We start from the raw sequence: 13,725 nt of genomic DNA, 5'->3' as shown, positions 1-13,725 counted from the left end.
CACGGCGAGCGTTTTCCAGGCGGTTTCCACAGTCGCGAGGTGGGGGGTGGCCGGGTGTGGCCGCGACTACGGCCACTACGGCGTCTCGCCGTGGGGCTGCAGGCCGCCGCCACGGCGAGCGTTTTCCAGGCGGTCTCCGCGGTCACGGGGTGGGGGGTGGCCGGGTGTGGCCGCGACTACGGTCACTGCGGCGTCTTGCCGTGGGGCTGCAGACCGCCACCGCGGCGAGCATTTCCCAGGCCGTTTCCACGGTAACGGCGTGGGGTGCGCGTGGCTGGCCGCGATCCGGCCGCTGCGCAAGGAGTTGTGTCATTCATGCGCTTCCACGCGGGGCCGTCCGATGCCCTCGATGCGCGAGCCGGGGAGCGGTGAGCTAGGTGTCACCGGAGGTCCAACTCGGGTAGAAGGCCGAGCTCGCAGGGTCCACGACGGCCAGGCGGGTGGCGGTGGCGGCGGTAGCGGATGTAGCGGTCGATGCGACGTCCAGCAGCGGAGACTCTCGATGGCCTGAGTTCCAACCACACGGACGCCGCCCTCCATGCCCGCGCGCCGGGCACCAAGAAAGATGGCGCGGGCGGGGTTTCGGTCGGCTCACGTCCCTCCGACATGGGCACCACCTACGCCGTCTGGTCCGGTGCCAGCCACCACCGCCTACGCCTAACGGTCGCCGGGGTGGCCGTCTCCCTGTCGGGCATCGCGCGGTGGCCTCGGCTCCCGTGACCGCGGTCGGCCAGGTTCATGGCCCATGGACCGGTGCCAGCACCACCGCCATCGTCCTCATCGGCGCCGCCATCTGCCGGGTGTCGCGCGCAACGTCTTGGAGGGCACTGGTGTGGCGACGCCAAATTATTTTTGGATTTTAATTTCTAGAAAATAAAAATGCTAGGCTGCCGTTGTGACTGGGGAGACGGGGCTTGTGACGTTGTGCAAGCACTGCGGTGCGTCCATCGAGCAGCGGGGAGGAAGAGGGCGGCCCAAGGCGTACTGTCCCGAGAAGGGTTGTCAGGCTGCGGCCAAGCGTGAGCGGGAGTTGCGGCGCGCCACCCCGGGGTTGGAAGGGGCGCTGGCCAGGGCGGAGCAGTTGTACGACCGGATGGAGAGTGGGCTGGTCGCGGCCATTGAACCGCTGGCGCGGGCGTTGGCTGAAGAGATGAGTCCTGCGGGGGTTGAGGCCAAGTTGAGCGCGGTGCAGGCGGAGGCGCATACGCGGGTCGCCATTGCGCGTACCGAACGTGAGCAGGCTTTTGAGCAAGTACGGCTGGCGCGCGAGGCCACCGAGCACGCGCGCAGGCAGACGGCGGAGATGCGCCGGCGGCTCGAAGAGGCCGAGCATGAGCGGGAGACCGCGCTGGGCGATGCCGAGCGCGCCCGCGAGCAGGCGTTGGCCGCCCTGCGTGAGGCGGCCAGCACCGAGCGGCAGGCGTTGCAGGCGGCGGAGGAGGCCAAGCGGCGGGCCGAACTGGCCGAACGGCGGGCGGAGGAGGCGGCCCGCCGGGTCGCGCTGACCGAGCAGGCCGGGGACCAGGCTGTACAGGAGCTCGCCGGGCGGGTCGAGCAGGCCGGCGGACAGGTGGACGATGCGCGGGCCGAGGCCGTACAGGCCAAGGAGGACGCGGCCATGGCCAGGTGGGAGCGGGATCGCGCCCGGGAGGAGACGGCGGCGGCGGTTCAGGCGCGCGAGGTGGCCGAGCGGGAGGCGGTCGGCGCCAGGGCGCGTGCGGAGGCGGCGGCGCAGGAGCGGGAACGGGCCGTGGAGCGGGCCGTCAAGGCGGAGCGGAACGCCGCCGAGGCCGAGCGCGACCGCGCGATGGCGCTCAGGGATGCCGCGCAGGCGGCGGCCGAGGGGGAGCGGCTGGCCGGGAAGATCGCGGAGATGGAGGAGGGTGGTGCCGCGGCGCTGTCCCGCGAGCGGAAGGTGGCCTCGCGGGAAAAGTCGCGGGCCGAGGCGGCGGTCAAGGAACGTGATCGGCTGCAGGCGGAGTTGCGGCTGGAAAGGGTACGGCTGGCAGATCTGCGGACCGAGTTGGAGTCGGTCCGGGCGGAGGCAGCGCAACTGCGGGAACGGGCGGTGGCGGCAGAACTGCGTTCGGCCCAGTAAGAGGGGTGTTAGTCAACCGCAAGATCGCGCATGACGATCTTGCGTCGTGGGAGCAGACTCCAGGTAGGTCGGCCCTGGGTGGGTTCGGTGCCTCCCGGTCACGCAATGGCGGTCCGGACCTCCACAGCTACGGCTGGCCGCCACGCCGGAGTTCGGCGGCTTGTGAGAAGAGACGGCCGCACAAGTAACGGTCTCCGCAACGCGTACGGAGGCCGTTCGCATGCTTTTCTGAGCTGCTCGGCCCCGTTCGTTGCTCGGGGCGCGCTAAAAGCTTGGTAGTGGTCGACGATCCACATGGTGCCGTGGTGGGAGCTGCCGACGCAGAAGGATTGCTGCATCGTGCCCCAGGGCGTCGAATTTGTGCGGATCTCCTGGCGGCCGCCTGCGGCCGCGCAGTGGGCCAGGGTGATGATGCCGTCCGCCGATGCGGCGGGGCGCGAGCACGATCATGGCGGCAGCGGCGGCCACCAGGACGCCGTCACTCGGACGGGGATGTGTATGAAGTTCTCCTTGACGACGGTTGCGGTGATGGGTCGCTGGAGTTCCTTGCCACCCGGAGCAAACGCGTACTGTGACTGGCCTGCCATTTCTCGCTATCGCCATCGCTTGCGGGATCGGACCGCCGCCCAAGTAACGGCTTCCCTGATGTACGGGAAGGGCCGCCACCTGCGTGATGGCGGGCCCTGGCGGTGTGCCGGAGGATGATCCGGGCGGGGGCCGCCATGGCGTAGGCGGCGAGGTTGAGGGCGTTGAGGGGGCGCTGGTGGTGGCCATGGCGGCGGGGTCGATGAGGGGGCGGGGTGGCGGTGGCGATGGGGGAGCGGGTGGCAAGGGTGTTGTTGGAGGGCGGGCGCGAGCGCGGCGGTTCGCCCGGTGCGGGGGCTCGGTGAGGTGCTGCTGTGCGCCCGCTGTGACGCGGGCGACCCGCTCGTCACGTACTTCGCCATCCAGTCCACGGCACTGCCCGTCCTGGACACGCCGCTCTCCTGTCCCGGCTGCTGCGCGGGTGGCTCGCCCGAGTCCGCCCGCAGGCCCCGGACGAGGGCGCGGTGCGCGCCGAAGCGGAGACCAGGCGGAGGGGCAACCTGGCCTGTCGGTAAGGCCGGCCCCACCAGCCGCCATCTGAGGTGCTGCAGTTAACGGCCGGTGCCGACGATGGTTGTCGGGCCGGTCGCCTTCACGGTGCGCAGCACGGGAGCGGTTTCGATCGTGTGCATGCCCTCAACCGAGCCAAGCCCCTGCGTCAGGTAGCGGTGCAGGGCCGCTGGATCGGTGCACAGCGCGTTGGCCACCAAGTTGGTGGAACCCGTGGTGGCGGCTACGAAGGCCAGTTCTGCATGCCGGGCCAGGGCGGTGGCGATCCGGTCGAGGTGCATCGGGGCGACCGACATCCACAGCAGAGCCTGCATGCCGACACCGAGCACCGCTGCGTCGAGCTCGATGTCGAAGAAGAGCGCGCCGCTGGCCCGCAGGTCAGCCAGGCGGCGCGCGACGGTGGCAGCCGACCAGCCTGTGGCCTTGGCCAGGTCGGCGTGGCCGGCCCTGCCGTCGGAGCGCAGCGCGGTCAGCAGGGCGGCATCGGAGCCCGTCACGGCGTGCCGTTCGCTGTGGGACTGGACGACGGGCTCCAGCAGCCGCTGCTGTCGCTCGTCCAGCACGTTCGGGCGTCCGCGCCAGGCGGCGGGACCGCCGTGGTAACTGTGCAGCAGGCAGTGCGCGGACACCGCGGTGATGCCCGAGGTCCGCGGGATGTCGTGCAGGAGCAGCGCGCGATCGGGCTGATGGTCTGGGGTGGTGACGATCGCGAAGATCTCCGTGCCGCCGGAGATGAGCTTGACCCACGAGGTGTCGGCCCGCCGCGCCAGAGCCCGGGCGAGGTTCTGGGCGCTGTGCGGGGCGGCGGTCAGGCGCAGCATCCACTGCGCCTGACCGGTGTGCCGGGTGTCAGGAAGCCCCACGACCCGCAGCCCGGCCTCGGCGCACAGCCGCCGGTAGCGGCGGGCCACGGTCTGGGTCGAGACGCCCAGCACGGCACCGATCCTGCTGAACGGCGCGCGACCGTCGATGTGCAGCGCATGGATCAGACCCCGGTCGACGTCATCCAACATGCGATATTCCCTCATTCATCGACCTTCCATGGAAAGTATCGCCTACTTTCCGATGAAAAGTGGAACCTGTCTCGCTCCCGCCCGCAGACTCAACCGCGATGAACGAACCTGCAGGAAAGGGAGCTTCCCGTGCTGATGAGCCCGAAGTTGGCCTACCGGTGGCGGTGGGCCGCGCTGACAGCGCTGCTGGCCGCCGAGGCAATGAACCTGCTCGACGCCACGATCGTCCAGGTCGCCGCACCCGTCATCCATGCCGACCTGGCCGGTCCCGCCTCTGACATCCAGTGGTTCGGGGCCGCGTATACGCTGCCGTTCGCGGTGCTACTGATCACCGGCGGACGGCTTGGCGACATCGCCGGCCGCACCCGGACATTCCGGGTCGGCGTCGCCGCCTTCGTGATCGCCTCGCTGGCCTGCGCGCTGAGCGGGTCCGCCGGGACGCTGATCGCCGCGCGAGCGGTGCAGGGAGCCGCGGCGGCGCTGATCATCCCGCAGACTCTCGGGCTGATCCGCGCCATGTTCCACGGCGCGGAACTGCCCAAGGCGCTGGGCACCATCGGGCCGGTCATGGGCCTGTCGGCGGTCTGCGGCCCCGTGCTCGGCGGCCTCCTTACCCACGCCGACCTGCTCCGATCGTCGTGGCGGTCGGTCTTTTTGGTGAACGTCCCGCTCGGCCTGGCGGTCCTCGCGCTCACCCCGCTGCTGCGCGAGGACCGCGCCGCTCACCGGCCACGCCTCGATCTGCCCGGAACCACGCTGGCGACCTTCGGCACGGGCATGGTGGTCTACCCGCTCATCGAGGGCGACACGGCAGGACGGTGGATTGTGCTCGCCGGCGGTGTCGTTGTGCTGGTGATGTTCTGGTTCCAGCAGCGTGGACGGTCGCGGCGCGGACGGACCCCGCTGATCGAGGCCAGCCTGTTCGGCAACCGCGGTTTCCCCGCCGCGCTGATGAGCTCCACGTTGTTCTTCGCGGTGATGAACGGCCTGATGCTGACCATCGTCCTGCAGGCGCAGCTCGCCCGCCATGACGACGTCCTGACCTCGGGCCTGATGCTGCTGCCCTGGTCGGGCGGGATGGCGGTCTCCTCATGGGTGTCAGGGGCCTATCTGTTCCCTCGCTTCGGGGCGAAACTCATGTACGGCGGGCTCACCGCACTGCTGACGGGAACTCTGCTCCTGCTGGCCACCTACACGCTCGGTTACTCCTGGCCGGCCGTACCCGCGATGGCTCTGGGCGGACTCGGGCTGGGGATGTTCACCACGCCGTTCTTCAGCACCGCGCTCGCCCGCGTCCGCCCGCACGAGATCGGCTCGGCCGCCGGGCTGCTCAACGCCGTGCAGCAACTCGGGGGCACGCTGGGCATCGCCCTGCTCGGCACGCTATTCCTCCGCACCGGCGCGGCCCTCACCGGCCTGTGGGCCGCCGGCGCGCTTGTGATCGCCACCGGCTTCGCCACCAAGTTCATGATCGGCGGACGGCCGCAAGACGCTGATCAGGCAGGTACGGGAACTGCAGCTGCCTCTGTGACAAGCCCCGCTTCCACCCCTTAACTGCCGCCGCTGAACGGCCACGTCCACCCGGCGAAGCTGACCCCGGCACGATCTCGCCCTTCGCACGAAGTGCCGACTTGCCAAGGGGTATCGGTACTTCGAGGGTTTCGGGGGCAGTGCAGGGCGTGCACGTCCAGGGAAATGCCGCCTCCAAGTATTGTCGGCACTTTCCACGCACGCATGCCGGCCTGTGAGCAGTGCTTATGTACCTACTAGTATGTAGGTCGTGGACACCAGGGAACGGCTCATCGAGAGCACCCGCGAACTGCTGTGGGAACGCGGCTACGTGGGCACCAGCCCGAAAGCCATCCAGCAGCGCTCCGGCGCGGGCCAGGGCAGCATGTACCACCACTTCCACGGCAAACCCGACCTGGCACTCGCCGCGATCACCCGCAACGCCGAGGAGATGCGCGAGCGGGCCCGGGCCGCCCTCGACGGCCCCGGCACCGTCGCCGGGCGCGTCGCCGCCTACCTGCGCCGCGAACGCGACGCCCTGAAGGGCTGCCCGGTCGGACGGCTCACCCAGGACCCCGACGTGATGGCCGACCCGGAACTGCGGGGGCCCATTGAGGAGACGTTCGCCTGGCTCACCGGCACGCTGACCGCCCTGCTCGCGCGGGGCCGCGCGGACGGAGAGCTGCGTCCTGACCTCGACCCGGGCGCCACGGCCGCCGCACTCGTCGCGGTCGTCCAGGGCGGCTACGTGCTCGCCAGGGCCACCGGATCCCCGGACGCGTACGCGCAGGCCGTCGAGGGCGCGCTCGCTCTCATCCGCTTCCAGGAAAAGGAGAACCACTGACATGCCCCTTGTACGCATCGACGCCCTGCGCGCCGGCACCGAGCGGCTTGAGGCGCTCGGGCGCGCCGTGCACGACGCCCTCGTCGAGACCATCGGCATCCCGCCCGGGGATCTGTTCCAGGTGCTCACCGATCATGACGGCGTGCGCGGCATGCTGCGGTACGGGGACTTTCCCGACATCCGGCGGGACGATGACATCGTGTTCGTGGCGATCACGTTGCGATCCGGGCGGACGGCGGACCAGAAGCGGGCGCTCTATCGGCGGATCGCGGACCTCGCGCAGTCGTATGCGGGGACGGAGCCGCGGAACGTGTTCGTCTTCCTGACCGAGAACGAGTCGATCGACTGGTCGTTCGGGGAGGGAATCGCGCAGTACGCCCGTCCTTAGCGGGCCGCCAAGCTGTCACTCCGGCACCTTCCGCGCATCCGCCGGCCTCGGCAAGAGGGCGCCCGCGATGGCGATCGCCGCCCGCCCGGCCAGAGCGCCCGCGCCGCGCCGAACCTGAGCAGGATCCGCCGTTCCCCGAACCGCCGCACCAGCGGCCGTGACAGCCGCGCCCCCGACGATGCCGCCGAGCCGAACCCGAGCCCGTACTCAAGCGGCGTGGAACCCAGGTCGTACGGGCTGGCGGGCCTTACGGTCGTCGCGGCGCTCCGCGGCCAGGCGCGAGCGGGTGGCGGCTCACCGCAGCCTCGGGAGTTCCAGGCCGTTACAGCAGGGCGCGGGCCAGGGCGTTGCCGTTGCCCGGCTCGACCGGTGCGGTCAGGAACACCGGCGCCTGGGACATGAAGCGCGGTCGCGTCCCCCGGTGCTCGTCGGCCGCGTGCACGGTCAGCGGGTGTACGAGGTACATGTCGCCCGGCTGTCCGGTCGCGTACGTCACCGGCCGGTCCTTTGAGGCCGCGTCCAGCAGCGGGCCGGCCTCGAACGGGTCCATGACCTGTTCGGCGAGCACTCGCGCGGCGTCGCGCTGCGAGCCAACCCGGAGGCGCGTCGGCGCGTCGTCCGGGCCCACGTCCGACAGCAGGACCAGCAGCAACATTGTCTCCGGCCGTCCCGACACCGCCCAGGAACCGTCGGGCCGGGCCACGGAGGCGTCGATGTGCCAGCCTCGGTCGTCGTCCGGCTCGACGCCGGGGAAGCGGATCGGCATGTTGCCGAGCGAGGCGCGCGGTCCCCACCCGCCGGGCCCGGCCACCTCGTCCAGCGCCTGTGCCAGCCGTGGGCTGCGCATGAGCTCGCCGAAAGGACCCTCGCCGGTCAGGTCGGTGGCCCACATCACGGGTTGCCGCCAGCTGGCGGGGTCATCGGGCGACAGGCCCAGTTGCTGCCACACCAGCGCCCTGGCCGCGTCGCCGACCTCGCGCGGTACGGCCGCCGCCAGCTTGACGAAGCCGTCGGCGATGAACCGGTCCACGTTCGTGACGGTCATGTCCAGCACTCTAACGACGCCGTCCTACTACATGGGAGCGCGTCTGCTCCTGTCCGAAAAGTAGCCCTGCGGCGCGCCGCTGGGGTGCCGCGCTTGCCCCTGGGCGCGCCGAATGCGGCACCACTGGCTGCAAGGCGGTGCGGAACAGCTGGTGGAAGCCTCGTGCTCCGGTCGGCGTGACCAGCCCGGGGCAGCTGGTGTCACAGGTGGTCAGGCGGCCTCGCCGCAGGCGATGTAGAGGCTCATGTCGGTGAAGTCGACGGTGATGGTGTACGGCTTCCAGAAGCAGTGGGAGAACCAGCCCATCGTGTCGAACCCCGTCCCAAAGGGCCAGGGCACGTTGACCGGCTGATTCGGGTTCGTGTAGCAGTACACCTCCTTGGCGACGGCGTTCCCGAGGCGGATCTCCTTCGGATAGCAGGGGTAGACGACGGCCGGGTGGCTCTGGGCGAAGGTCCCGATCTGGCGGTCGTGGTCCGTGCGGATTCCCAATTGCTCGGCCGTTGTCCCGCGCGTTCCGGCGGCGATCTCGCTGCCTCCACCGAGGTTCACGCCCACCACGCCCGTACGGGAGCCGGTGACGCCGGCGAAGCTGCCCACGCTGTGCAGGTACTGCTCACGGGCCAGCCACAGCGGCAGGCGTTCGGCGCCCGCCCGGGTGGCGGCGGCGCGTGCCTTCCTGGCCGATTCGGGGGTAGGGCGGCGCAGGATCAACTGCCGGCCCGCGTAGTCGAAGGTGGTCAGCAGGTGGTAGAAGACCCACGTGCCGATCAGGCCGTCGCTGTCGGTGCCGACATCTTCGCCCGACTCCGTCGCCGACCAGCCCACCGGGACGTTACGCAGTTCGAGGCCGCCCAGCTTGAAGGACTCCAGGATCCCGTAGTACGCCCATACGGTGCCGCCCTCGAAACCGATCTGCTGACTGGCGACGGGGCTCAGCCCGGCCTCCTTGGCCACCGACGCGCGCAGGCTCAGGCTCGGGGCGCCGGTGTAGAACGTGAAGCGTTTCGCCGGCCCGCCGTTGACCGAGGCTTCGACCAGCGGCAGCGGGTCCAACTGCGTCCATGGCACCCGCGCGGTGTCGCCGTGGACCTGGTACGCCTCGCCGCGTACTGCCGCGAACCACTTGGCGTAGCCGTCCTCGCCGGCCGCCTTCCAATGGGGTGCGGACAGGCCGAATTTGTCCTGCCGGATGTAGCAGTCGGCCAGGAAATGGTTGGCGTCCTTGTCGTCGGGTGCCAGGGCGAGGGCCATTTTGAGGTATTTCTCGGCGTCGGCGAACCGGTTGCCCAGTAGCCCGACATAGCCGCGCAGGCGGGCCGCGTGCAGGTTCCCGGGGTCCTTTTTGAGGATCTCCTCGTACGCGCGGCCGGCCTGCTCGAACTTGCCCGCCTTGAACAGCGCGTCCGCGTCACCGCCATCGGCCAGGGCTTTGGTCGCGCCGCCCGTCAGCGGCACGGTCGCGGCGGCACCGGCCAGCGCGGCGGCACCCCGCAGCAGCGAACGCCGGTCCCAACGCCTGTCATCAGCCACGCCTTCTCCTTCTCGTGATCACCTTTGCGACGGACGGGCACAGTTCCCCGCATCGCCCTGTTCGATGAGGGCGATGCCGTGGCGTACAGCGTCGTCCCGATGTGGGTGGCTGGGTCGCGCCCGCCGGTCCCGTCCACTATCGGACGGCCGTATCCCCGCCCCATCCGCGCCGTGTCATGGTCACGTCACAGCCGCCGCGCCACGGCGGAGCGGCCCATTAATTGCATGGCGGCGAGGCGGACACCGGTGCAACTATTCGGACGTTCGTCGCCTCACCGGGGCGGAAGCTCTCCGATCTGGATCAGAGCAGCGGCAACGGCCGACCAGGAGGAAAATGCCGAGCGCCCACGTCCGGGGCACGATCGCCCGCAACCTGGACGACCAGGAGCAGGCGTGACCACGGATACGAGTCCACCGCCCCCGGCCACGCGGTGGGTGCTGCCCGCCCTGGTCGGATACTCCTTCTCCGTGGCGCCGGCCATGACCACCCTGACCACCGTCCTGGCCGTGCTCGCGGGTGCGGCGCCGGTCGGCATCACCATCGCGATCGGTGCGCTGGTGGACGTGCTCACCTCGGCGATCGGTCAGGGCCTGGACACCCCGGCGGCGCGGGAGTGCTACCGCTGGATCGCCCTCATCGTCGTGCTGTTCTTCCTCACCCACATCACCGAGTCCGCGCGTACGGCCCTGGGCCGGGCACTCGGCCGCCGGGTCACCGGCCGGCTCGGCGAGCGCGTGATGATGGCCGCCTCCGAGCCGGCGACCATCGGCCACCTCGAAGATCCGGCCTTCCAAGGGCGGATCGAGCGGGCCCGGGGCAGCGGAAGCATCGACATGCCGGCCGGGGAGGCGGTCTTCGGCTTCTCCACCAAGGCCTCGTTGTGGGTGACCAGCATCGGCTCCGCGGCCCTGCTCACCCAGATCACCTGGGGGCTGGGGCTCATCGTCCTGGCCGTCTTTGTCGTGATCCACCTGCGGCTGGTCAGGAACTACCGGATCGCCGTCGTGGAGACCGTGAGTCAGACGACGAAGCTCCGCCGTACGTCCTACTTACGGGACGTGCCGACCACGCCGGGCGCGGCCAGGGAGGTGCGCCTCTTCGGCCTCGCGGCCTTCTTCCGCGACGCCTACCAGGCGGAGTGGCGCGTGAACATGACGGAGGTCTGGCGACGGCGGCGCGAGCATCGCCTGTTCGTCGTCGTGGTGGTCGTGGTCACCGGCGTCACTGTCGCGTCGGTCTTCCACTACCTGGGGCACCGGGCGGCGACCGGAGGTTCGACGGTGGGTGACCTGGCGCTCGGTGGCCTCGCCATCCGGGCGCTCCTCCAGGTGCTCCGGGCGGACGAGGACGACCTCCGCATCGGCTTCGGCTCGAAGGCGGCCACCGAGGCGTTCGCCTTCCCGGCCGCTACGCCACCGCCCGCCCCCGAAAACAGCCTCACCCCGGACACACCCAACAACAGCCCCACGCCGTACGCCCCCGAAAACAGCCTCACCCCGGACACACCCAGCAACAGCCCCACGCCGCACGCCCTCAACAACAGCCCCACATCGGACGCACCTGACAACGGCCCCATGCCAGTCGTTCCGAACAACGCCCCCTGGCCGGTCGCGGCCATCTCGTGCGAGGATCTGCGCTTCCGCTACGGCGGCGCCTCCGACGACGTCTTGCACGGCATCGACCTCACCATCCCCGCAGGCCAGTCCCTCGCCGTCGTCGGCCTCAACGGCGCGGGCAAAACAACGCTGGCCCGCCTCATCGCGGGCCTGGACGCCCCGAGCGGTGGCCACGTACGCGCCGGCACGACCCCGATCGACGACGCCAACCGCCGAAACTGGCAACGTCAGGTGGTCGCCGTGTTCCAGGACTTCAGCCGCTACGAGCTGACCGTACGCGACAACATCGCCTTCGGCTCCCTGCCCCATGCGGACGACGAGGAGGGCCTGCGCGCCGTGGCCCGCCAGGCCGGCCTCCCGGAGTTCATCGGACGGCTCCCGAACGGCTGGAACACGGTACTCACCGGCGGGACCGACGCGTCGGGCGGCGAATGGCAGCGCATCGCCATCGCCCGGGCACTGTTCGGCCTGCGGCACGGCGCCCGGCTGCTGATCATGGACGAGCCGGCCGCGAGCCTGGACGCCCGCGCGGAGGCTCAGCTCTACGACACCTTCCACGAGCTCACCGCGGGCGCGACCACCATTGCCATCTCGCATCGGTTCGCCACCGTGCGCAAGGCGGAGCGCGTGGTCGTGCTCGACCACGGCCGGATCATCGAGGACGGCACGCACGAGGATCTGATCGCCGCCGGCGGCCGGTACGCCGAGCTGTTCCGCCTGCAGGCCAAGCGTTTCGAGGGGACACCGTCGTGATCGGCGCCCTGCGCTTCGCCCTCACCGTCGGACCCCGCATCGACCCGCTGCGATCCCTGCTCGTGATCGCGGTGGCGATACTCGAACAGGCCACCGGGATCGGTCTCGCCGTGCTGCTCGGGCTGTTCAGCGAGATGGCGAGCAGGCATTCGACCAGCGGCCTGCCGGCACTGGCGCTGGGTGTGGCGGTCTTCGTGATGCTCACCCAGGGCACTTTCATCGCCGGCTACTTCACCCGCCTCCGCCTGCAGGAGGAGATCCGGAACGAGGTCGAGCGCCGGTTAGTCGACGCGGTGGGCACGACGCCGACGCTGGAGGTGCACGAACGTGCGGGCCGCTCGGACAGGGCGGCGGTGGTCCGTGGCGCGCGGGGCGACATCGGGACGGCCTTCGACCGGCTCCTGTGGCTGGCCGGAGCGGCGCTGGCGCTGGTCGCCTCGGCGGTCGTGATGGCCTCGGTCGTTCCCGTCCTCGCCGTGCTGCCGATCTTCGCCGTCCCCGCGGTGCTGGCCACCCGGGCTGCGGACAGGAAACGCGATCAGGCCGTACGGCGCGCCACGCCCAGGCTCCGGCTGGCCGATCACCTGTTCACGCTCGCCACCACGGCCGCGCCCGGTCGCGAGACCCGCCTGTTCGGGCTGGCGGGCGAGCTGCGGCGCAGGCACCGCGAGGAGTGGGAGTCCGGCGGCCGGGACCTCGCCAGGACCGATCGACGGGCCCGCGTGCCGGTCGCGCTGGCCTGGCTGCTCTTCGTGCTGGCGTACGCGACCGCCATCGTCCTGATGGTGCGGGCCGGCCTGTCCGGCGAGGCCCCGCTGGGCCTCATCGTCGCGGCCATCGCCGTGTCCAGCCAGGTCACCGGGCTGGTGCAGGGCGTGCTGACCCTGACCTACTGGGCACTGGAGTCGCTTCGGGCCACCCGGGCGTTCCTCGACGTGGTCGAGGACGCCGCCGCGGAGCGGGCGGCCGTCGTGCCCGCCACGCCGGTGGCGGTGCCGGCCCGGCTGGAGGGCGGCATCAAGGTGGAGGGCCTCGGCTTCCGGTACTGGAACCGCGATCGGCCCGCGCTGAACGACATCGACCTCGAACTCCCGGCCGGCGCCGTGGTGGCCCTGGTCGGCGAGAACGGCGCGGGGAAGTCGACGCTCGTCAAGCTGCTCGGCGGCCTCTACCGGCCGACCACGGGGCGCGTCCTGGTGGACGGTACCGATCTCGCGCACTTCACGCCGGAGGACTGGCGCGCCAGGGTCACGGCGGCCTTCCAGGACCCCGTACACATCGAGATGTCCCTGAAGGACACGGTCGGGCTGGGCCTGCTGGAGCATCGCGACGATCCGGAACGGATCGCGGAGGCACTGCGGACGGCCGGCGGCGACCGGCTCCTCGCGTCGTTGCCCGAGGGCCTGGAGACCCGGCTCGGGCGCGGATCGTGGGACGGCAAGGGGCTGTCGGGCGGCCAGTGGCAGACGGTGGCCAACGCCCGCGCGGCGATGCGGCGGACCCCGCTGCTGCGGATCCTGGACGAGCCCACCGCCAGCCTCGACGCGCGGGCCGAGGAGTGGCTGTTCCAGCGGTACACCGGCCTGGACCGGCTGGAGGGCGGCGTGACGGTCCTGGTCACGCACCGTCTCACCACCGCGCGGGCGGCCGATCTCATCGTCGTCCTGGACGGCGGCCGGGTCGCCGAGGTCGGCACGCACGACACGCTGAGTGCGGCCGGCGGGCTCTACGCCGAACTGTTCCGCTTACAGGCCCGATATTTCGCCTGAGCGGAAAACATGACATCAGGCGTCGGGATTCAGGGCGATCGTCGTCCGTGGGCCGGAACCC

9 protein-coding genes are annotated in these 13,725 nt (G+C 70.8%); 6 read left to right on the top strand and 3 right to left on the bottom strand.

What is annotated here, in order from left to right:
• Window positions 1-895: 895 nt before the first annotated feature.
• On the top strand, window positions 896-2,098 hold the full coding sequence (locus AB0I81_RS51285) for a hypothetical protein (protein WP_360674750.1): 1,203 nt from the start codon (window positions 896-898) through the stop codon (window positions 2,096-2,098).
• A gap of 1,136 nt (window positions 2,099-3,234) precedes the next feature.
• Here AB0I81_RS51285 and AB0I81_RS51280 read toward each other — a convergent pair.
• Window positions 3,235-4,206: an AsnC family transcriptional regulator gene (locus AB0I81_RS51280; RefSeq protein ID WP_360674747.1), complete on the bottom strand. Its 972-nt coding sequence runs from the start codon at window positions 4,204-4,206 to the stop codon at window positions 3,235-3,237.
• Window positions 4,207-4,341: 135 nt separating this feature from the next.
• Between AB0I81_RS51280 and AB0I81_RS51275 the strand changes: the two genes are divergently transcribed.
• The 3 genes from AB0I81_RS51275 (at window position 4,342) to AB0I81_RS51265 (ending at window position 6,947) form a co-directional block, all read left to right on the top strand.
• Window positions 4,342-5,760, top strand: a complete 1,419-nt coding sequence (locus AB0I81_RS51275) for an MFS transporter (protein WP_360674744.1) — start codon at window positions 4,342-4,344, stop codon at window positions 5,758-5,760.
• Window positions 5,761-5,986: 226 nt separating this feature from the next.
• The gene (locus AB0I81_RS51270; protein ID WP_360674741.1) at window positions 5,987-6,559 is read left to right on the top strand and encodes a TetR/AcrR family transcriptional regulator; all 573 of its coding nucleotides are present in this window, start codon (window positions 5,987-5,989) and stop codon (window positions 6,557-6,559) included.
• Window position 6,560: 1 nt separating this feature from the next.
• Window positions 6,561-6,947, top strand: coding sequence for a tautomerase family protein (locus AB0I81_RS51265; protein ID WP_360674738.1), 387 nt, complete (start codon window positions 6,561-6,563; stop codon window positions 6,945-6,947).
• 322 nt (window positions 6,948-7,269) lie between these two features.
• Here the strand turns inward: AB0I81_RS51265 and AB0I81_RS51260 are convergent, their stop codons facing one another.
• Together AB0I81_RS51260 and AB0I81_RS51255 are read right to left on the bottom strand one after the other, a co-directional pair.
• A complete protein-coding gene (locus AB0I81_RS51260; protein ID WP_360674735.1) occupies window positions 7,270-7,992 on the bottom strand; it encodes a phytanoyl-CoA dioxygenase family protein in 723 nt (240 codons plus the stop codon).
• Between the two features lie 210 nt (window positions 7,993-8,202).
• The gene (locus tag AB0I81_RS51255) at window positions 8,203-9,525 is read right to left on the bottom strand and encodes an aspartyl protease family protein (RefSeq protein ID WP_360674732.1); all 1,323 of its coding nucleotides are present in this window, start codon (window positions 9,523-9,525) and stop codon (window positions 8,203-8,205) included.
• Between the two features lie 480 nt (window positions 9,526-10,005).
• Between AB0I81_RS51255 and AB0I81_RS51250 the strand changes: the two genes are divergently transcribed.
• Together AB0I81_RS51250 and AB0I81_RS51245 are read left to right on the top strand one after the other, a co-directional pair.
• The gene (locus AB0I81_RS51250; RefSeq protein WP_360675000.1) at window positions 10,006-11,895 is read left to right on the top strand and encodes an ATP-binding cassette domain-containing protein; all 1,890 of its coding nucleotides are present in this window, start codon (window positions 10,006-10,008) and stop codon (window positions 11,893-11,895) included.
• The gene (locus tag AB0I81_RS51245; RefSeq protein WP_360674729.1) at window positions 11,892-13,664 is read left to right on the top strand and encodes an ABC transporter ATP-binding protein; all 1,773 of its coding nucleotides are present in this window, start codon (window positions 11,892-11,894) and stop codon (window positions 13,662-13,664) included. Before AB0I81_RS51250 ends, AB0I81_RS51245 begins: the two co-directional genes overlap by 4 nt.
• The last annotated feature ends 61 nt before the right edge of the window (window positions 13,665-13,725 follow it).

Source organism: Nonomuraea sp. NPDC050404, assembly GCF_040655495.1.
Classification (GTDB): Bacteria; Actinomycetota; Actinomycetes; order Streptosporangiales; family Streptosporangiaceae; genus Nonomuraea.
The sequence above is the reverse complement of the archived record's forward strand: the minus strand, read 5'-3'. Positions and strand labels throughout refer to the sequence as shown.

Bases quoted from the DNA above. Each gene is read 5' to 3' on its own strand.
- AB0I81_RS51280 (WP_360674747.1), bottom strand. From the start codon at position 4,206: ATGTTGGATGACGTCGACCGGGGTCTGATCCATGCGCTGCACATCGAC.
- AB0I81_RS51275 (WP_360674744.1), top strand. From the start codon at position 4,342: ATGAGCCCGAAGTTGGCCTACCGGTGGCGGTGGGCCGCGCTGACAGCG.
- AB0I81_RS51265 (WP_360674738.1), top strand. From the start codon at position 6,561: ATGCCCCTTGTACGCATCGACGCCCTGCGCGCCGGCACCGAGCGGCTT.
- AB0I81_RS51260 (WP_360674735.1), bottom strand. From the start codon at position 7,992: ATGACCGTCACGAACGTGGACCGGTTCATCGCCGACGGCTTCGTCAAG.
- AB0I81_RS51250 (WP_360675000.1), top strand. From the start codon at position 10,006: ATGACCACCCTGACCACCGTCCTGGCCGTGCTCGCGGGTGCGGCGCCG.